Here is a 19,556-nt window from a genome sequence, read left to right on the forward strand (position 1 = left end):
GTCGTGTCACGCGCAGCCGAGCCGAGCGGCCGCCCGTATCATCCCGCCTCCTGCCTCCGCGCGGTCCTCGCGCCCGCGCGGAGACAGGACAATGCGTTCGCCCCCGGCCGTCACGAGCCGGACCTCGCCGTCGCCGAGCCTGTGCAGGACGGACGAGATTTCCTCCTTCGGAAGCAGGCTGAAGGCGGTCGAGAGGGCATCCGCCCCGGTCGCATCGGGAAGCAGGACCGTCACGCTTCGGTACAAGGCGGCCGAGCGGCCGCTTTTCGGGTCCAGGAGGTGGTTGAAGCGGCCCTCCGCGTCGAACCGGAAGCCGTAGCCGCCCGACGTGGCGACGGCACGGTCCGCGACCTCGACGGTCTCGGCGATGGCGCCAAGCCCGTCCGGGTCTGCGATGCCGATCCGCCAGGGATGACCGTCGGGGGCCGGGCCCAAGGCCCGCGGCTCGCCCAAATCCACCAGACTGCTGACGATTCCCCCGGCCCGGAGGATCCCCACCACCCGGTCGGTCGCGTAGCCTTGCGCGATCCCGTTGAGGGTCAGACCCATGCCCCTCCGGCGGAAGGCGATCCGGTTCCGGTCGAAGGCCACCCCATCGAGGCCGACCAGGGCGAGGGCCGCGTCGCGCGACTGGGAGGAGGGGCCGGAAGGGGCAGCCCCGGGTGTCGAGAAATGGTCGCGGTAGAGGGTCCAGAGCGGCTGGACGCTCGGGTCGAAGCTCCCGTGGGTCGCCTGCCAGTAGTGCCGCGCCTGCGCGAGCACCTCGACGAGATCGGGAGGCGGGGCCGCGAGCATGCCATGCCGGTTCAGCGCGACGAGGGCGGAGTCGTCGCGGTACAGGCTGAAGACGCGTTCGAGACGGCGCACCTCGGCGACCGCCCGCCGGATCAACGCCTCGGCGGCTCCGCGGTCGGAATGATGGATGCGCAAGCTGGCGACCGCGCCCATGGCCTCGCCGTGCCAGTCGACGACGCTCGCCTCGGCGCGACCGCGCCCGCCGACCGGCAGAAGGCCGAGCCCCGCGGCGGCCGCCGTCACGCCGATGAACCGCCTTCGCGTCAAGCCTGGATGCACGACACCCCTCCCTCAGCGCGCGTGGCCTGCCGAGGCGGTACCTGGCGGGACGCGGTCGTCCCGGCCGGCCGGGTCCCCGGTGGGGGCCGGCGTCTCGGAGCCCGGGCCGAGCACGTCACCGTCGGCCATCTCCGCGAACGCGACGACCCGGCCGCCGTTCTCCCGGGCAAAAGCCTCGGCACCCTCCCGCTCGCCGAAGGGCACCGCTTCGCCCGCGCCCATGCCCCCCTTCAGCCGGCTGCCGACGACGAACGTTGCCTTTCGGGCGTCGATCCAGTTCGTCGCGCCGGGCTGCTCCCAGGACGGGGCCTTCGCCATGTCCGACACGTAGATGGCGCGGATGTCCTTGGCCTCGTCCGGGAGCCGTGTGAAGGAGATCGTGTCGCGCGCCGAGGAGAACCAAACCGGCTCGATGCGGCTCGCGAGGATGATCTGCCCCTTCGGGCCGGGGTGCTCCAGCACGTTCATGCCGCAGTAGCGGCCGATGGCGGCATCCGTCAGCTCGAAGGGCGGCGGCGCCTCCGCGGGCTTGCGGTCGTTGCAGGCGGCGGGCAGGAGGGCGCCCGCGGCTAGGGCGAGGAGCAGGGCCCGGTTCATAATTCCCTCCGGTCGAAGACGAGCGCCGCCAGGCCGAGCGGGAGAAGGGTCCAGGCGGCCAGCGCCGCGAGGAGGGCCGGGGGGCTCAGGGCTGCGGTCCTCGTCAAGCCGGACATCCCCGAGAAGGCCCCGACGTCGCCCGTCCCGCCGAGATTGAACAGGCGGTAGGCATCAGTCGGATTGAGCAGGAGGAGCGCGTCGAGCAGTCCTCCGGCTAGGGTCTGTCCCTGGTCCACCGCCAGCACCCCCAGCAGGGCCATGTCGTAGATCAGGACGAAGACCAGCCAGATGCCGACGGCCGTGCCCGCCGCGGTGCCCCGCTCGCGCGCGAGCGCGCTCAGAAGGTAGCCGATCGCGACGAAGGAGGCGCCGAGGAGGATCGAGGAGCCGATCATCGATGCGAACGCCGTCCAGCTGCCCGCCTCGACGGGCGTGCCGGAAAGGGCGAGCGCGACGGCGGCCGCGCCGTAGCCGACGAGCGTCGCGAACCCCAGGATGGCGAGATGCCCGAGGAACTTGCCCAGGAGCACCTGCCGGCGTCCGACCGGGTAGCTCAGGAGCAGCAGCATCGTTCCGCGCTCCATCTCGCCGACGATGGCGTCGTGCGAGATGAGGAGGGCGATCAGCGGCAGGAGGAAGATCGTCAGGCTCGACAAGCTCACGACGACCACGTCGAGGGCGCGGACGCCGACGTTCCCGGTCGGCGCGCTGCCGAGGAAGGCGAGCGTGAGGGCGAGCGCAGCCAAGAGGAGCGTCGTCGCGAGCACCCAGCAATTCCGCAGCCCCTCCTGGACCTCCTTGCGCGCCACAGTCAGGACGTTACTCACGGCGCGGTCCCCTGCGAGCGGAGGAAGTGGGCGTAGAGCTGGTCCAGGGTCGGCGGCACCACCTCGATGTCCTCGACCGCCGTCCCGGCCGCCATCACGCCGCGCAGGATGTCCATCTTCCGCCCCGGCGCGGCCTCGATCTCGACGACGCGCCCGTCGACCCGTCGACACGGGCAGTCGGTCCAGAGGCGGTCGGCTAGATCGTGCACCCCCGTCTCCGCCGTGAGGCGGATGCGGGTGGGCAGCCGCGCGATGCGGCGGAGGGCGTCGAGCGTGCCGTCGGCCGCCATGACGCCCCGGTTCATGATGACGACGCGGCCGGCACGCTCCTCCAGCTCGGTCAGGGCGTGCGACGAGAGCAGCACGGTCGTGCCGCGTCCGCGAAGCTCCTCAACGATCTCGTAGAAGACCTGCCGGAGGGCTGGGTCGAGCCCCGTCGTGGGCTCGTCGAGGAGCAGGATGCGTGGCTCCCCGAGCAGCGCCTGCGCGAGGCCCAGGCGCTGGCGCATGCCCTTCGAGTAGGTGCCGACCCGCCGGTCCGCCGCGGGGCCGAGCCCGACGCGGTCGAGCAGCGGGGCGACCGCGGTCCGGCCCTCCCGCTTCAGGCGGGCGTAGAAGGCCAGGGTCTCCCGGCCCGTGAGGGCGGCGTTGAACGCCACGTTCTCCGGGAGGTATCCGAGGCGGCGCCGCGCCGCGAACTCGCCGGCGGCCGGATCCTCCCCCAGCACCCAGACGCTTCCGGCGGTCGGGCGAATCAATCCGAGCATGAGCTTCATGAGCGTGGATTTGCCGGCGCCGTTGTGCCCGACCAGGGCGACGGTCTCGCCCTCGGCCAGGACGAACGACACGCGGCGGACGGCCTCGACCTTGCCGAAGCGCTTCACGACGTCGCGGATCTCGATGGTCGCAGTCATCGGCGGCTTCCTCCGCACGCCTTGGGCCGGGGCGGCGGACTCATGAGCGGATGGCTGTCGACGACCCCGCCGGGCAGCAGGGCGGGGAACTGCGCCTGCGCCCAGCGGATCACCTGCACGGCGGGCGAGTTCGCGAGCACCTTGGCTTGGGGAGCGGTCCACAGGACCTTGTCCATCAGGTCGTTCGGCCGGTATGCCCCGTCGCCCAAGCCGTCCCCGTCCAGGTCGAAGGCCGGGTTGTCGCTCCAATAGTTCCCGCGTCCGTCCTTGGACCAGTCGACGTAGCGGGTGCTGACGTACTTCACCTGGTTCCGGTTGCGCACGAAGGCGTTGCCGGACACCTCGTTGCGCTCCGAGCCGGCGGTGAAGTGAATGCCGATCTCGCAGCCCTCGAACCAGTTGCCGCGGAAGCGGTTCTGGTTGGCGTTGTAGATGAACACGCACTTGGTGGGACCCGGCCGGAGGCCGGCGGTCGAGGCCGGCGCGGCGTCGCCCGGCACGGCGTGGTCACGCTCACCCCCGCCGCGCGTGCCGGCCCCGGCCCAGCGCCCCGCCGGCTGCAGCCGGCCCAGCACCGCGTTTCCGGCGACCTCGGAGGCGTTGGCGTAATTGAACAGGAAGCCGTGGTCGCGGTCGCCGTCGGACACGTTGCCGACGACCTTCAGCCGGTGCGAGAACATGAGGGCGTAGCCGACGGCGTTGCCCACCGAAACGTTGTCCCGGACCTCGCTGTCGTCGGTGTACATGTAGTGCACCGCGAAGCGCAGGTCGCGGAAGCGGTTGCCGCTGAACACGTTGCGCCGGCTAGAGATCACGAAGATGCCGTCGCGGCCGTAGGAAACGTCGTTGTCGAGGACTTTGGCCCCGGTCGCGTTCCAGACCGAGACGCCGTTCCCTGCCTCGTTGATGCGGCCCTCCCGGACGCCGACGATGATGTTGCGGCGGGCCACGGCCCGCTCGGCGCCGTGCAGGTAGATGCCGTAGAGGTTCCCCTCGATCCGGTTGTCCTCGACGACGGCACCCCGCGCGGTCCTCTCCACGAAGATCCCGGAATCCATGCGCTCAAGGTCGGAGCCTGAGCCGCGGACCGTCAGGCGGCGGACGACCGCGTCCGCCGCCGTGACCGTGACGACGCTGCCGTGGCCGGGGCCGACCACGACCGCACCCGGCTCGCCCTCGACGACGAGCCGCCGCCCGACGCGGATCGCCCCGCGGTGCTCCCCGCCACGCAGGACGACGGTGTCCCCGTCGGAGGCCCCGTCGATGGCCGCCTGGAGAGCGGCCCCGGGCGCGACGTCGATGCGCGCGGCCCGGGCGGGGCCGCCGAGGCTGGCGGCGACGACCGCCGCCGACCAGGCGAGCAGGAGGGGGCGGCCGGCGCGCATGCTCAGGTCGCCCGCGGCTCGACGAACATCCGCCCCTTCATCTCCATGTGCATCGCATGGCAGAACCAGGTGCAGAAGTACCAGTACACCCCCGGCTTGTTCGCCTTGAACGTGACGGACGCCGTGGCCTGGGGAGCCACCTCCATGTTCAGGCCGTAGTTGACGATGCAGAAGCCGTGGGTCAGGTCCTCGACGTCGTCCACGTTCGTCACGTAGACCGTGACCTCGTCACCCTGCCGGACCTGGAAGGACTCCAGTCCGAAGGCCGGCGCGGCGGAGGTCATGTAGACGCGCACCTTGTCGCCGTCCCGGACGACCTTCGAGTCCGCCATGAGGTCGACGCCGTCGACCTTCGCCTGCCGGACGGCATCGGCGAAGTAGGGGTCGTCGCGCTTCCAGACGTGGACGGGGTTGACCTTGGAGCGGTGGACGAGGGTGGCGTCGTGCGGCTCCGCGAAGCTCGGGCTGTCGTGCACCAGCACCATCCGGTCGCCGGAGATGTCGATGAGCTGGTCGTTCTCGGGCTTCAGGGGGCCGACGTTGAGGTAGCGGTCCTTCGAGAACTTGTTGAGCGAGATGAGCCACTTGCCGTCGGCCTCCTTGGTCTGGCCCATCGAGGTGTGGTTGTGGCCGGGCTGGTAATGGACGTCGAGCTTCTGGATGACGGGATTGACCTTCTCGCCCGCGAAGGCCCGCTTGGCGAGATCGATGTTCCACTTGCAGACCTGGCTGTCGAGGAAGAGCGTCGTGTAGGCGTTGCCCCTGCCGTCGTAGGCGGTGTGCAGCGGCCCGAGGCCGAGCTCCGGCTCCGCGACGACGACGTCGCGCGGCTTGATCCGGTCGTCGAACAGGTCGTCGAACCTGCGCACGTCGAAGACCGTGACCGTCGGTGAGAGCTTGCCGTTGGCCACCACGTGGATGCCGTCGGGCGCCGTATTGATGCCGTGCGGGCTGTTCGAGACCGGGATATAGCGGGTCAGCTTGGACCCGTGCCGGCCGTCGAGGACGGGAACGCCGCCGAGGGTCTGGTAAGCGCCGCTCCTCACCGCATCCTCGATGCGCTTGAGGTTGAACACGACCACCCAGTCCTGTTCCTTCGCCGTCATCTCGGCGAGGGTGACGCCCTCCTCGGAATTGTAGCAGGTCGCGAAGGCGTACTTGCCCTGGTAGTCGGCGTCGACGTTGTCGAGGTTTCCGTCGACGCGGATCTGCCACGCGACCTTCATGGTCTCCCCGTCGACGGCCGTGAAGATGGACGAGTACTGCTTCGGGTCGTCGAGCACCTTGCCGTCGTTGGGAATCGGCACCCGGTCCTCGCCGTTGCAGAACACGTAGCCGGTCTTCGGATACTTCTGGACGCGGAGGCCGTGCACCGAGTGCTGGTTCGGTAGCTGGATGATCCTGTCGCACTTCATGACGTCGAGGCGGATCCGGCAGACGCGGGTATTCGCCTTGTCGTTCGCGAAGAGGTAGCGTCCGTCGTAGGTGCCGTCGGTAAAGGACGGGTGCGGGTGATGCAGGTCGCCGTTCAGGTACGTGCCGCCCCGCTCCTTCAGGAACTCGCGATACTCGGGCAGGAGTCCCTCCGTCAGGACCTTCAGGCTCTCGTTCGTCTGGCCCCAGCCGGTGGCGCTGTCCCGGTTGAAAACGGGGATGCGCATGAGCTCGCGCATCGACGGGCAACCGATGATCCGGACCTCGCCCGACTGACCGCTGGAGAAGAACACGTAGTACTCGTCAAGCTCCCCGGGCTTGACCTCCGACTTGTGTGCGCTCGCCTGCGCGGCGGCCGGCCTGGTCTGCGCCTCGGCCGGCGCCACCAACCCGCCGCCTCTCAGGTGCGGCCCGGCCACGGCCCCCGCGGCCCCCGCCGCGGCGACCGCCGCGGTCGTTCCGAGCATTCCCCGGCGGCTGACCCCCGCGCGCTTGTCTTCCTGAGACATGCAGATCTCCTGTTCTTGCTCGTCACGCCGTCGGGGCATCCGAGGCGCTCGACTCCCGGATTGGATCCCCGCGATGGGTGAAGACCGGTCTAGCAGGCGCCGCGCCCGGCTCTTTGCCCCCGCGCATGGAAGATGACGAAAGGGCCTCGCGCTTCTCCCGCTTCAGCCGCACCTGGATCATGTGCGGGCAGCGCCGGTCGTCGTGGTAGAGCTCCTGGCAGTGCATGCAGTAGATGCACTCGTTGACGTTGATCTGTCCTTCGGGATGGATCGACTGGACCGGGCACTCCTTCGCGCAGCGCTGGCAGGGCGAGCCGCAATCGGGCCAACGCTTCAGCCACTCGAACATGCGGATCCGCCCCGGGATCGCGAGCGCCGCGCCGAGCGGACAGAGATAGCGGCAGAAGAAGCGCTCGACGAAGAGCCCCGCCGCCAGGAGGGTCAGGGCATAGACCGCGAAGGGCCAGTCGCGGGCAAACTTCAGGATGATGGCCGTCTTGAAGGGCTCGACCTCGGCGAAGATCTCCGCCAAGGCGACCGAGTAGAGGGACAACCCGAACAGGCCGAGGAAGATGATGTACTTGATCGGCCAAAGGCGCTCGTGGAGACCCCAGGGCACCTTGACCTGCGGCACCTTGAGCCACCGGGCGAGGTTGTTCGACAGTTCCTGGAGCGCGCCGAACGGGCAGAGCCAGCCGCAGAACGGGCCGCGCCCCCAGAACAGCAGCGCTGCGGCGACCGCGGCCCACAGGATGAAGATCAGCGGCGCGGCCAGGAAGAACTCCCAACTGAACTTGGTCACGAGCGAATTCGTGAAGGTCAGGACATTGACGACCGAGAGCTGGGCATTGGCGTACCAGCCGAGCCAGACCAGCGTGAAGGCGAGGTAGCCGCGCCGCACCCAGACGTGCACCTTGGGACGCCGCACGAGCGCGTCCTGGAAGAAGAAGATCGCGGTCAGGACGACGAGGGCCGCGCCGGTGATGCCGATCCGAGTCGCGTCGGCCTTCCAGATTCGCAACCAGAGCGGCTCTTCCAGATCGCCCGCCGCCGACGTCTCCGACCCGTTCGCCTGCGCGGACGGCGGGCCGGCCGCGCCGCGGCCCGCGGGGGCGCTTGCCGCCGCTCCCGCAGCCTGCGGCCCGGTTCCGGAACCCTGAACCGGCTCAATGCGCAGGTAGCGGTCCGGCAGCGCGTAGGGGAGGTCGTAGGTCAGGAACGCCTTGTCGCGCGCGCCCACGCCGCGCTGGACGAGGAGCTGCAACTGCCACGGCTCGGCGAGGTCGAGCCGGAACTCCTCCGGCACCACGAAGAGCGCGATCTCGCGCAACTCCGGCGCGCCCGCCGCCGCGAGGTCGCCGAGCCGGGTGTGATGCCGGTCGCGGAACCGGACGCCCTGTCCGTCCTGGATCAGCTCGATTCGGTCGAAGATGCCGCCGCGGACGTAACCCGATCCCTTGAACGAGTAGGCGCCGTCGCCGGCCACCACGATGGCCTGCTGCCCGGGCTTCAGGCGAGCGCGGAGCTGCTCGTACCCTGCCTCGCCGAGAAGGCTGCGCCCGATGGTCGGTACGCTGACCGGGGCGACATAGAGGTCGATGAACGCGTCGTTCGGGTCGCCCGTCTCGGGATTGTCCGCGGCGGCCCTGTTGCCGGCCCGCCGGAAGGCCTCGTTGGCGTGCCCCACGGTTAGCGAGAGGCGGCGGACCGACCCGTCGCCCAAAAGCGCCTGCCAGTCGCGCACCTCGCTCCGGTCGGGATCGACCGAGCGGCGGGGGGACGCCGCGGCGGATGCCGCGGACGGGGCGCCGGACGCGCCCAGGCGCCCGCTCCGGATCAGGCGGACGGCGGAGCGGACGACGCTGTCGCCCATCACCAGGACCGTCACGGTGGCACCGCTGACGATGTCGACCTGCGGCGGACGCTCGGCTCCCGACGCGACCGGCCTGAGGTCCTTGCCGACCAGGACGTTCATCGCCTCGACGATGCGCCGCTCCGGGATGCCGACGAGGACGATGGGCTCCTTGTGGTCGACGAGGCGGACGCCGCGGATCACGCCCGCGGGGTCGATGGACACGAGCATGTTGACCGGCTTCCCGGAATACCCGGTGGCGTTCGCGAAGTCGGCGTTGAGGTAGACGTAACCGGCGAGGCTCCCGCCCCGGAAGACGGGGGTGAGGGGAGGCTCCCCTTCGGCCGGACCGAAGCGATCGGCCCCGGGGAAGAGCTCCGAGGGCTGAACCCTCGGCAGGAATTCCTGCACGCGCCCGCCCGCTCCCGCCGGGCCGCCCCACGAGCCGATCAGGACCGCGAGCAGGACGAACGCAATGCGTATGAGCGGCGGCATCGGATACGGCAGCGGCCGGGGGCATACCCGTTGAAGCCGATATGCCGACGGCTCACGACCTCGCCACCAGCTTGTTTCTCGACGGGGGTTCATCGACGGCCAGGGTTGAACCGGCACGCGCGGGTGCTGCCGGCGCGATGTCTGGACGCCCGACGAGGGTCGGTCCTTGATCTGGCTCAAGGCAGGGCTTGACCCCGGACAATTTGACGGGCCCGGCATCGCCCTGCCAACCTTCCCGCCGACCCCGGAAAAAGCTTGGGAAGGCCGATGCCCCTCTTGAAGACCGAACCCCCGGCCCCGGTGCGGACGTTGGACGAGCTCCTCGCCATCGCGCATGCGATGGAGGCTGAGGCGGCGACGCGATACGGGGCGATGGCCGAGCGTATGCGCGGCGACGGTAACGACGCTCTGGCGGGGGTGTTCGAGCGCCTGTCGGCCGACGAGCAGGGGCACATCGAGGGCGTGAGGCGCTGGTCGGAGGCGGAGCGGGGGAAGACACCCGATCCCTCGCAGATCCGCTGGAAGCTGCCGGAGACCTTCGACGACGAGGGCTTGGCGACGACCGACCCGCGGCTGCTGCGCGCCTACCGGGCCCTCGCCGCCGCCGTCCGCAACGAGGAGCGGGCCTTTGCCTTCTGGACCTATGTCGCCGCCCAGGCCGACCGGCCCGAGGTCCGGCAAGCCGCCGAGGCTATGGCGCACGAGGAACTCGGCCACGTCGCCATCCTGCGCCGCGAACGCCGTCGCGCCTTCCACGCCGAGAGGGCGAAGGGACACCTCGCGGAGCGGGGCGACAGGTGGGAGGCGGCCGATCTCGAACGGCGTCTCGGCGCCTTGCTGGGAACGGTCGCGCGCGACGTCGCCGTGCCGGAGCGCGCCCGCCTGGAGGCGCTCGCCAGGGACACCGAACGTCACGAACAGGACCTGCGCGGCGCGGGCTTGGCCCTCCCCGTGACGGCCGGAGGCGACATCCCGGACGACCCGGTCGCGCTGGCGGAGCTTCTGGCGGACCGGTATCTCGAAGCCGCGGACGATCCGCAGGACGAGGCGGCGCTCGCCTGCCTGCAGACCCTCGCGGGCCATGCCGTGGCACGGCTGGCTTGGCTCAGGTCGGACCTGCCGGAGCTCCAGGCCGGGGATCGGTAGGCCCACGTTCGAGGCCCGACCCCACCGCCCCGCCCGGCGACGAGTGCGCTGCCTTGCCGCTTCCCCGGGCGGCGCGCCCGGGTGGTTTCGGGTCGGGCAGCGTAACGGCGTCCGGTCCCGCCCCGCTGGGAGCGAAGAGGCGACGCGGCGGCGGCGCCCGAGGCCGGGGCTGCACAACTCGGGGCGGGTGCGGACCCGGGTGCCGTCCGGCAGCCTTCAAGGGGCCGGCACGACGCGGTCCGGAAAGGCTTCCGCGAGGTTGGCTAGGCGCCCGGACTCCGCGACGTAATCGGGAAGGAGCTCCTCGACGCCGTCCGCATGCGCCGCGGCCACCAGCAACGCCTCGACCGCGGACCGAAACGCGCCGGCCAATTCCCGGAAGGTGCCGGCGGCGGCAAGGATATGCTGGATCCGCGAGCCGAGCTCCTCGCCGCGTTCGAGGGCACGACCGGCGAGCATGGTCCGCATTCCAGAACGGGGGTTCGGAAGCTTCAGGCTCAATCCGTAGCGTCACGCCCGTGGACAACGACCAGGTGTCCGCAACCTTTCATGCGGCCGTCAGGGCTTGTGCAGCGCCTCGTGAGGCGACATCGGCATCATATTCTGGTCGAGGTGGTACATGACCCAAATCGATCCGACGAGGGCGATGACGACGAGGGTCAGCGTGAACATCAGGGACAGGAAGGTCCAGCCGCCCTCCGACCTCGTGTTCATGTGCAGGAAATAGACCATGTGAACTACGATCTGCACCGCCGCGAAGGCCATGACCGCGATGTCCGTCGTCAGCTTGTCGCCCAGCACGTCCCCCATCACGAGCCAGAAGGGAATCGCGGTGAGGATGACGGACAGGACGAAGCCGGTGACGTAGCCCTCGAAGGTGCCGTGCGCTCCGTGGGGATGAGGCCCTTCGTGCGCTCCCCCGTCGCCTTGCGGCCTGTAGGCGATCCCGCCTCCCGGCAGCGCGCTCATCGTGAGACTCCCATTAGGTAGACGAAGGTGAAGACGCCGATCCAGACCACGTCGAGGAAGTGCCAGAACATGGACAGGCACAGCAGCCGCCGCCTGTTCTCGGCGATGAGCCCGAAGCGGCGCACCTGGGTCATGAGCGTGACGAGCCAGATGACGCCGAACGTGACGTGCAGCCCGTGCGTCCCGACCAATGCGAAGAAGGCGGATAGGAAGGCGCTGCGTTGCGGCGTCGCCCCCTCGTGGACGAGATGCGCGAACTCGTACAACTCGATGCCGAGGAAGCCGGCCCCGAACAGCCCGGTCACCGCCAGCCAGCGGAGCGTGGCGCCGATGCGCTCCCTATCCATCTCCAGCATGGCGAAGCCGTAGGTGATGGAGGAGAGCAGCAGGAGGCTCGTGTTCAGCGCCACGAGCCTGAGGTCGAACAGGTGGGCTCCCGAGGGACCGGCCGCATAATTGGCGCCGAGCACGCCGTACGTCGCGAACAGGGCCGCGAAGACGAGGCAGTCGCTCATCAGGTAGAGCCAGAACCCGAGGAGCGTGCCGCCGTCGCCGTGGGCGTGATCCTCCCGCTCGTAGAAGACCGGCCGCGCGGCGCCGGGCGGGGCTGTCGTCTCGTGCATCGGCTCAGGCCCTCGCTGCGAGTTGCGCTGTTCTATGGCTCTCGAACCGGACGACGTCCTCGACCGGGATGAAGTAGTCGCGGTTGTAGTTGTAGGTGTGGGCGAGGGCGACCGCGATCAGGCCGACGAACGACAGCGCGGCCAGCCACCAGATGTACCAGACCAAGGCGAAGCCCAGCACGGTGCTGATCCCGGCGAGCACGATGCCCGTGCTCGTGTTCCGCGGCATGTGGATCGGCCGGTAACCCTCCACGGGCCGCTCGTGGCCGCGCCTCTTCATGTCCCACCACGCGTCGAGGTCGTGGACGACCGGCGTGAACGCGAAGTTGTAGGGCGGCGGCGGCGAGGAGGTCGACCATTCGAGGGTTCGCCCGCCCCATGGGTCGCCCGTTACGTCGCGCAACCGCTCCCGCCGCAGGATGCTGACGAGGATCTGCACCACGAAGGCCAGGATGCCGGCCATGATGATGAAGGCTCCGAGCGCGGCGACCGTCAGCCAGGGCTGCAGCGTCGGGTCGTCGAAGTGCTGCGTGCGGCGCGTCACCCCCATCAGGCCGACGACGTAGAGCGGCGTGAACACGACCCAGAAGCCGGTCAGCCAGCACCAGAACGACACCTTCCCCCAGAACGGGTCGAGCTTGAAGCCGAAGGCCTTGGGGAACCAGTAGTTCACCCCGGCGAGCAGCCCGAACACCACGCCGCCGATGATGACGTTGTGGAAGTGCGCCACCAGGAACAGCGAGTTGTGCAGGACGAAGTCGGCCGGGGGCACCGCGAGCAGCACTCCGGTCAGCCCGCCGATCACGAAGGTCGGGATGAAGCCCATGACCCACAGCATCGGCACCTCGAAGCGGATCCTCCCGCGGTACATGGTGAAGAGCCAGTTGAAGACCTTCGCCCCCGTCGGGATCGAGATGATCATCGTTGTGATGCCGAAGAAGGCGTTGACGTTGGCGCCGGCCCCCATCGTGAAGAAGTGGTGGAGCCAAGTCAGCCACGACACGAGCGCGATGACGGCGGTGGCGTAGACCATCGAGGCGTAGCCGAACAGCCGCTTGCTGCAGAAGGTCGACACGACTTCCGAGTAGATCCCGAAGGCGGGCAGTACGAGGACGTAAACCTCCGGATGCCCCCAGATCCAGATGAGGTTCATGTACATCATCGAATTTCCGCCGTAATCGTTCGTGAAGAAATGCGTTCCCACGTAACGGTCGAGCGACAACAGCGCGAGGGCGACGGTCAGGACCGGGAAGATCGTGACGATGATCGCGTTGCTGGCGAGCGTCGTCCAGCAGAAGACCGGCAGCTTCATCATCGTCATGCCGGGGGCGCGCATCTTGACGATGGTCGCGATCAGGTTGATGCCCGACAGGGTGCTGCCCACGCCGGCGATCTGAAGTCCCCAGATATAGTAGTCGACGCCGACCCCGGGACTGTACGCCGCTCCCGACAGGGGTGGGTAGGCGAGCCAGGTCGCCCGCGAGAACTCGCCCACGAACAAGGAGAGCATGGTGAGCACCGCGCCGCCCGCGGTCATCCAGAAGCTGAAGTTGTTCAGGAAGGGGAAGGCCACGTCGCGCGCGCCGATCTGCAGCGGCATGACGTAGTTCATGACGCCGGTCACGAAGGGCATGGCCATGAAGAAGATCATGATCGTGCCGTGGGCGGTGAAGACTTGGTCGTAGTGGTGCGGGGGCAGGTACCCTTCCGAAGCCCCGACCGAGAGCGCCTTCTGGGTCACCATCATGATCGCGTCGGCGAAGCCGCGCAGCAGCATCACGATGGCGAGCACGACGTACATGATGCCGATCTTCTTGTGGTCGACGCTCGTGAACCACTCCCTCCACAGGTAGCCCCACTTGCCGTACCAGGTGACGAGGCCGAGGAGCGCCACGCCGCCCGCCGCCACCGCGACGAAGGTCCAGAGCAGGATCGGTTCGTGGTAGGGAACGGCTTCGAGGGACAGCCGGCCGAAGACGAGCTGCCTGAGATCGAGGTTCGAGAACATGCGGACGCTCGCTCGGATCAGTGCTGGTGGCGTTCGGAGGGGCGGTTGTTCAGCTGGGCCGGCGCGGGGCCCCGGTCGGCGCCAGGAAGGGCGTTGCCCTGCCCCTGGTCGGGCTCGGTCTTCGGCTCGTTGACGCCTTCGCGGCTCAGGTGCTGGTCGCGCGGCATCATCCCCTCCGGCTGGACGGAGCCCATCGGCGGTCGGCCCGAGGCCGGGAAGGTGGCACCGGACGGCTCGTCACCGCTTCTCAGGCGGCGGTTGTCGTAGTCGAGCCGCTCGCGGCTCGCCGCGCCCTCCGGACCCGCGCCGCCCTGCCTGTCGATGTGGTGGATCTCGCTCGCGCACATCAGGTTCGGCGCGACGCACATGCCGAGGATGGCCGCGTACAGGCCGTCCTCGACGGACCCATAGTAGCGAATCGGCTCGGCCTCGCTCGGCTTTTCGAGCTTGAGGAAGGCTTCCCGGTTCAGAGGGGTCTGGGCCTCCTTGGCCTTGGCCACCCACGCGTCGAAGCCCTGCTCGCTGAGGCTGCGGAAGCCGAAATTCATGCGGGAGAAGCCCGACCCGCTGTAATGCGCCGACAGCCCCCGGAACTCCCCTTCCTTGTTCATGACCGCATGGAGCTTCGTCTCCATGCCGGGCATGGCGTAGATCATGCCGGCGAGCGCGGGGACGTAGAACGTGTTCCACACCGAGGTGGAGGTCAGCTTGAACGCGATGGGCCTGTTCGCCGGGGCGGCCATCTCGTTGACGCTGGCGATGCCGTAGTCCGGGTAGAGGAACAGCCACTTCCAATCGAGCGCGACGACCTCGACCGTCAGCGGCGTGACGTCGGCGGGCACCGGCTTCCGGGGGGCCAGCCGGCTGAGTGTCCGGTAGGGATCGAGCGTGTGGGTGCTGATCCACGTCATCGCGCCCAACGCGATGATGATGAGCAGCGGCACCGTCCAGATGACCACTTCGAGTTGGGTCGAATGGTGCCAGTCCGGGTCGTAGGTCGCGTCCGGGTTCGAGGCGCGGTAGCGCCAGCCGAACACGAAGGCGAGCGCGATCACGGGAACGATGACCAGCAGCATCAGCGCGGTCGATGCCAGGATGAGGTTGCGCTGCTGGACGGCGACGTCCCCGGCGGGATCCATGACGATCAGGTTGCAGCCGCCGAGTAGCGCCGAGGTCGCGACCAGCGCCAGGCACCTCAAGGATCCCCTCACCAGGGTCCCGCTTCGGCGCGGGACGGGGGAGGGGTGAGAGAAATCGGCCACGGGGTTCACTCCATGGTCCCCCGCCGCGACAGGCGGCGAGATGCGTTCGGACAAGGCGGAGGCATCGCGTCCACCCGGCTCAGACCTGCCGGACCTCGGATCGGGAGAGGACGAGTGCCAGCAGGGTGGTGAGGGCCCCCGACAGCAGGTACAGGCCGACGCAGGCGAGGCCGTACCGGGCCGACAGGAACAGGACGATCAGCGGGGCGAATCCGGCCCCGAGCAGCCAGGCCAGGTCGTTGGTGAGGGCGGCCCCCGTGTAGCGGTAGCGTTGGTCGAGGCGTGCCGTGACCGCGCCGGACGATTGCCCGTAGGAGAGGCCGAGCAGCGCGAAGCCGGCATTGACGTAGATCGTCTGCCCAATCGCGTTCTCCTCGAAGAGCAGGGGCGCGACGATGCTGCACACGGCGAAGAGGGCGATTAGGCCGGCCGAGACCAGCAGGAGCCTGCGCCGGCCGATCAGGTCGGCGAGCAAGCCCGAGGCCACGATCGCCCCGGCGCAGATGAAGGCGCCCGAACTCTGCACCATCAGGAACTCGCCGGCGGATCGATCCGTGAACAGGGTGATCCAGCTGACGGGGAACACGGTCACGAGGTGGAACAGGGCGAAGCTCGCTAGGGGGATCAGGGCTCCGACAAGGAGTTCCCGGCCATGGCTGCGGATCAGCGGCAGGATGGGGGAGGGCTCCAGCCGGCGTCGTTCGAGGAGACGCGAGAACTCGTCGGTCGCGACGAGCCGCAGGCGAGCGAACAGGGCCACGACGTTGATGGCGAAGGCGCAGAAGAACGGGTAGCGCCAGCCCCACTCCAGGAAATCGGCCTCCGACAGGTTGAGCAGGAAGAACGAGAACAGGACGCTGGCCAGGATGAAGCCGAAGGGCGCGCCGAGCTGCGGGAGGGCGGCGTAGAAGCCGCGACGCTCGACGGGCGCATTGAGCGCGAGCAGGGAGGCGAGCCCGTCCCAGGCGCCGCCCAGGGCAAGCCCTTGCCCGACCCGCAGGACGCCGAGGAGATAAAGGGCCGAAGCCCCGATCTGCGCATAGCCCGGCAAGAAGGACACCGCCATGGTCGAGAAGCCGAGCAGGAACAAGGCGGCGGTCAGCTTCACCCCGCGTCCGTGCCGGCGGTCCACGGCCGTGAAGATGACCGAACCGACTGGCCTGGCGACGAAGGCCAGCGAGAACATGGCGAAGGAATAGAGCGTCGCCTCCAGGGGCGGCGCGAAGGGGAAGAACACCTTCGGGAACACCACCACGGCGGCGATGGCGAAGACGAAGAAGTCGAAGTACTCCGCGGCCCGGCCGATGATGACGCCGATGGCGATCTCGTTCGGCGAGACCTTGTGATCGGTGGAGGCCAACCGGGCGTCCCGCTCAAGCGGGGCGGAGGAGCGGCCTTGGACCTGGTCTAGTGCCATTCGGGTGATCGCCCTCGGGGTGACTGGCTCTGGCGGGTGACGGCGCGGCGTACGACCTCACCTGGCACCGACCGCCGGGTTCGTAACGATGTACTTCCGGACGGCATGACCATGCCGACCTGGATCAGGCGCTATTTCGATCCCGACGTTGCGAGAGCGGCGACCGCCTTGCCGCCCTGCCGAGTACCGCCCTTCCCCGTCCGGGGCGGATTTCCCTTGCCGAGCGGATGACCGGAACCCAACCGCGCGCACTTCCCGGGAGCGCTCCGTCCGTCGTCATCCCGGGTCCCCATGCCGGCCCCGCACCGCGTGTCGCGGCTGCGACCGGCGGCCCTGCTCGCACGCGGCGCTCAAGCACCATCGGCACCCGCGATCGTATCGGATGCGCGAGCCCCCACGGCGACGGGGGGCCCCGCCGGCTCGCACGGGGCGTCGGGCGGCCGGCTTCGGGCGAGCCCGGACGTAAAGATGTCGGTGAATCGAGCGCTGGCAGGGAAATCGACGTCCAAATCCATACTCGTCAGTCGCTATCGGACGAAGGTGAGCACAGGCCGACCGTCGCGTCTTTGACCAGGATCAAAGAGCGGCCGCCCGGAACCCAGCACAAGGCGCCCTGCATCCCAGGAGCGATCAATGGTCAAGGACGGGGAGGGCGCCGCATGCGGACGGCTGCGTCACCATGAGTTGTTCGACGAACTCGACGAGCGGATTGTCCAGGCCATCCTGGGCCGGGCCAGGGCCTCGCGTCCGGGGGCGAAGACGCTCCTGGTCAGGCAAGGCGACCCGCCCAAGGATCTAATCCTGCTCGCCGCGGGGCGAGCGAAGCTCTCGCATGTGACCGACGACGGGCGGCAGACGACGGTTCGCCTTCTGGGAGCGGGGGATTTGGTCGGCTGCGCCGCGGTCTTCCGCGGGCGGCCGTATGCCGCGAGCGCCCACACTCTGGACGCTTGCGAGGTTTATGCCTGGCCGCGCGAGCACCTGCTCGGCCTCATGATGAGCTACCCGCGGCTCACTATGAACGCGCTCGCTATCGTGAGCGGACAGCTCATGGATGGGGCGCAGCCCGGGAGCATGCGGGGCAACGAGCCGGCTCGGCGGCGCCTCGCGGCGCTGATCCTGACCCTTACGCCGCCGGCGGATGACGGCGGGAGCCAGGAGAGCATGCTCAGGATGACCCGTCAGGAGCTGGGCGAGCTGTGCGGCGCCACGTTCTTCACCGTCAGCCGGATCCTGTCGCGTTGGGCACGTGCCGGCATCGTCGCCCCGGGACGCGGCCGGGTCCACGTCATCGATCGTGCCCGTCTCGCACGGGTCGCCACCGGCGGGGCGTCACCCGGCCGCGACCATGCGCAGCGATGCGCCTGACGATGCTTCCGGATCCGGGGATATCCACTCGATGCCAGGTTTCCGGACCGAGATCGGATCCTCGGCCCCCGGCGCAAATGAGCCGCGCGGTCGCCGGGATTGCCGCTCGGCCAGGTGATGCCTTCGGATGGGCGATATGGGACCGGAGGCCGAACCGCGCGGCTGCGGCGCCCCGCGTGCCCGATGCCTGGGCGGCGCCGAGCCTGGATGCCGGCGGCCAGGCTCGCTACGCCGTGTTCTCAGGCCCGCCCCGGATCCTCCGCATCGCACCCCTTGCCGACGCCGAGCATCTGCGCGAACAAGGATCCGAGAAGCGCGTCGGCCCACTCGTTCGGCAGGCGCATGTACAGGCTCGGCCTTCGTACCAGTCCGCAGCGTAACCGGCCGCCCTCGAATTCCAGGGCAGGGCACGGTCCCGGGATGTCGGCAGAGATGTACTCGCGGGCCAAGGCGCAAGCTTCCATGGCGCAGCAGTAACCGCAGCCGTTGCAGGGATCTCCCAGGATCGGCTTCGCCGGCCCTCGCCCCACGTCCATGATGCCCGACATCACGCCCCCTCGCTTCCGGAAACCGACCGCCGGCTTTAGCGTGCCGAGCGCCTGACCGACGGACGCATGGCGTTGCCGATTCGGTCGTCCAAGCCAAATCGGCGCCGTCCTGCTCGAAGTGACGATGCCGCGCATGGATGGCCGGGACGTGCTGCGGGCGCTGCCGTCTGACCTGGAGCTAGGGCCGACCCCGGTGATCGTGTTGACCGTCCCGACGAGCAGAACCTGGCCTACTCGCTCGGTGCGACCGACCACCTGCAGGAGCCGGTCGAATGGGGGCAGCCGAAGGAAGCGATGGAGCGCTTCCGCCCGGCCGTTCACGAGGGACCCGTCCAGGTCGTCGATGATGACCTGGACATGCGCAAGAGCATGACGAATCCGCGCACCCGCGAGGGTTGGCGGTTCGCTGCGGCCGAGAGGGGCAGGGCGGCCCTGGAGGCCGTCGGTGTCCGCAAGGCGGGCTTGATCCCGCTCGACCTGATGACGCTGGAGATGGACGGATATGCCTGCCTGCGCGCACTGCGGGCGAGGCTCGGATCGCGCGACATCCCCGTCGTCATGCCGACGGCCAAGGATGTCACGGCCGACGACTGCCGGCGGCTTGCGGGCCGGGCCGACCGCATCGTGCAGAAGGGGGCCTCAGCATGGCGGATCTCGCCGCCGCCTTGCGCTCGCTCATGAAACCCGCCCCTCACGACCCGGGCGGCGCCAACGCGGAGACCACGGCGCCGTAGGGAACCTGAACCGAGCGGCGGTGCGCCGGACCATGCGGTGCAGCCGCAGGGACTTGCCGGTCGTGCGCGAGACGGCCCGGATCATGCGGCGCCACCCAGGATGCATCGCCGGGTCGGCGACTTGCCGTCGCTTGCGCGCGTTACTGCTCGGGGCGCTCGACCCGGGAAGCTCGGATCGAAGGCTGGAGGCGACCGCCGCCCCGCGGGGTCCCGCATTCGAATGGTGTCCGGCCTGCTCGATCAGCACGCCTCGACCCTGGCGCCCGGTTCACCTGGACGGCCGTCATGCCGCTCGTGTCGGCGACGCTGGCCTGGATGATCGGAAGCCCTAGACATCTGCTGCGGCTGGCCCCTCGCCTGAGGAACCCGGCGCCGACGATCGGGTTATGCGGAC

17 protein-coding genes are annotated in these 19,556 nt (G+C 69.3%); 3 read left to right on the plus strand and 14 right to left on the minus strand.

The genetic code is table 11. The features are described from left to right. Positions 1–6: 6 nt before the first annotated feature. The 7 genes from MTDSW087_RS17580 to MTDSW087_RS17610 are packed head-to-tail and all read right to left on the minus strand — an operon-like array spanning position 7 to position 9,087. Positions 7–1,038: an FAD:protein FMN transferase gene (locus MTDSW087_RS17580; protein ID WP_238178802.1), complete on the minus strand. Its 1,032-nt coding sequence runs from the start codon at positions 1,036–1,038 to the stop codon at positions 7–9. 48 nt (positions 1,039–1,086) lie between these two features. Beyond that, complete coding sequence (locus MTDSW087_RS17585) at positions 1,087–1,671, minus strand: nitrous oxide reductase accessory protein NosL (RefSeq protein ID WP_144766078.1); 585 nt, start codon at positions 1,669–1,671, stop codon at positions 1,087–1,089. Then, entirely contained in the window at positions 1,668–2,498 is an 831-nt protein-coding gene (locus MTDSW087_RS17590) for an ABC transporter permease (RefSeq protein ID WP_144766080.1), read from the minus strand. Before MTDSW087_RS17590 ends, MTDSW087_RS17585 begins: the two co-directional genes overlap by 4 nt. Beyond that, the gene (locus MTDSW087_RS17595; protein ID WP_144766082.1) at positions 2,495–3,412 is read right to left on the minus strand and encodes an ABC transporter ATP-binding protein; all 918 of its coding nucleotides are present in this window, start codon (positions 3,410–3,412) and stop codon (positions 2,495–2,497) included. Before MTDSW087_RS17595 ends, MTDSW087_RS17590 begins: the two co-directional genes overlap by 4 nt. Next, on the minus strand, positions 3,409–4,797 hold the full coding sequence (locus MTDSW087_RS17600; protein ID WP_144766084.1) for a nitrous oxide reductase family maturation protein NosD: 1,389 nt from the start codon (positions 4,795–4,797) through the stop codon (positions 3,409–3,411). The genes MTDSW087_RS17595 and MTDSW087_RS17600 overlap by 4 nt, the downstream gene beginning before the upstream one ends. 2 nt (positions 4,798–4,799) lie before the next feature. After that, positions 4,800–6,740, minus strand: coding sequence for a TAT-dependent nitrous-oxide reductase (gene nosZ / locus MTDSW087_RS17605; protein WP_144766086.1), 1,941 nt, complete (start codon positions 6,738–6,740; stop codon positions 4,800–4,802). Between the two features lie 22 nt (positions 6,741–6,762). After that, the gene (locus MTDSW087_RS17610) at positions 6,763–9,087 is read right to left on the minus strand and encodes a NosR/NirI family protein (protein WP_144766088.1); all 2,325 of its coding nucleotides are present in this window, start codon (positions 9,085–9,087) and stop codon (positions 6,763–6,765) included. 300 nt (positions 9,088–9,387) lie between these two features. Here MTDSW087_RS17610 and MTDSW087_RS17615 point away from each other — a divergent pair, with 300 nt between their 5' ends. Further along, positions 9,388–10,233, plus strand: coding sequence for a ferritin-like domain-containing protein (locus MTDSW087_RS17615; RefSeq protein ID WP_425324726.1), 846 nt, complete (start codon positions 9,388–9,390; stop codon positions 10,231–10,233). 216 nt (positions 10,234–10,449) lie between these two features. Here MTDSW087_RS17615 and MTDSW087_RS17620 read toward each other — a convergent pair whose 3' ends face one another. The 6 genes from MTDSW087_RS17620 to MTDSW087_RS17645 form a co-directional block, all read right to left on the minus strand. Continuing rightward, positions 10,450–10,692 carry a hypothetical protein gene (locus tag MTDSW087_RS17620; protein ID WP_144766092.1) on the minus strand — a complete coding sequence of 81 codons (243 nt, stop codon included), beginning with the start codon at positions 10,690–10,692 and terminating at the stop codon, positions 10,450–10,452. 99 nt (positions 10,693–10,791) lie between these two features. Next, positions 10,792–11,202, minus strand: a complete 411-nt coding sequence (gene cyoD / locus MTDSW087_RS17625) for a cytochrome o ubiquinol oxidase subunit IV (protein WP_144766094.1) — start codon at positions 11,200–11,202, stop codon at positions 10,792–10,794. Next, positions 11,199–11,825 carry a cytochrome o ubiquinol oxidase subunit III gene (gene cyoC, locus MTDSW087_RS17630; protein ID WP_144766096.1) on the minus strand — a complete coding sequence of 209 codons (627 nt, stop codon included), beginning with the start codon at positions 11,823–11,825 and terminating at the stop codon, positions 11,199–11,201. Before cyoC ends, cyoD begins: the two co-directional genes overlap by 4 nt. Before the next feature lie 4 nt (positions 11,826–11,829). Then, positions 11,830–13,833: a cytochrome o ubiquinol oxidase subunit I gene (gene cyoB / locus MTDSW087_RS17635; RefSeq protein WP_144766098.1), complete on the minus strand. Its 2,004-nt coding sequence runs from the start codon at positions 13,831–13,833 to the stop codon at positions 11,830–11,832. Between the two features lie 17 nt (positions 13,834–13,850). After that, positions 13,851–14,972: a ubiquinol oxidase subunit II gene (cyoA, locus tag MTDSW087_RS17640; RefSeq protein WP_238178817.1), complete on the minus strand. Its 1,122-nt coding sequence runs from the start codon at positions 14,970–14,972 to the stop codon at positions 13,851–13,853. A gap of 202 nt (positions 14,973–15,174) precedes the next feature. After that, positions 15,175–16,512 carry an MFS transporter gene (locus MTDSW087_RS17645; RefSeq protein ID WP_144766102.1) on the minus strand — a complete coding sequence of 446 codons (1,338 nt, stop codon included), beginning with the start codon at positions 16,510–16,512 and terminating at the stop codon, positions 15,175–15,177. Positions 16,513–17,145: 633 nt separating this feature from the next. Here MTDSW087_RS17645 and MTDSW087_RS17650 point away from each other — a divergent pair. After that, positions 17,146–17,880 carry a Crp/Fnr family transcriptional regulator gene (locus MTDSW087_RS17650; RefSeq protein WP_144766104.1) on the plus strand — a complete coding sequence of 245 codons (735 nt, stop codon included), beginning with the start codon at positions 17,146–17,148 and terminating at the stop codon, positions 17,878–17,880. A 239-nt stretch (positions 17,881–18,119) separates the two neighbouring features. On the opposite strand, the gene MTDSW087_RS17655 is transcribed toward MTDSW087_RS17650, so the two are convergent. Then, positions 18,120–18,428, minus strand: a complete 309-nt coding sequence (locus MTDSW087_RS17655) for a hypothetical protein (protein ID WP_144766106.1) — start codon at positions 18,426–18,428, stop codon at positions 18,120–18,122. Positions 18,429–18,722: 294 nt separating this feature from the next. Between MTDSW087_RS17655 and MTDSW087_RS30885 the strand changes: the two genes are divergently transcribed. Next, complete coding sequence (locus tag MTDSW087_RS30885; RefSeq protein WP_238178798.1) at positions 18,723–19,109, plus strand: response regulator; 387 nt, start codon at positions 18,723–18,725, stop codon at positions 19,107–19,109. Positions 19,110–19,556 lie beyond the last annotated feature (447 nt).

The organism is Methylobacterium dankookense (assembly GCF_902141855.1).
GTDB lineage: Bacteria > Pseudomonadota > Alphaproteobacteria > Rhizobiales > Beijerinckiaceae > Methylobacterium > Methylobacterium dankookense.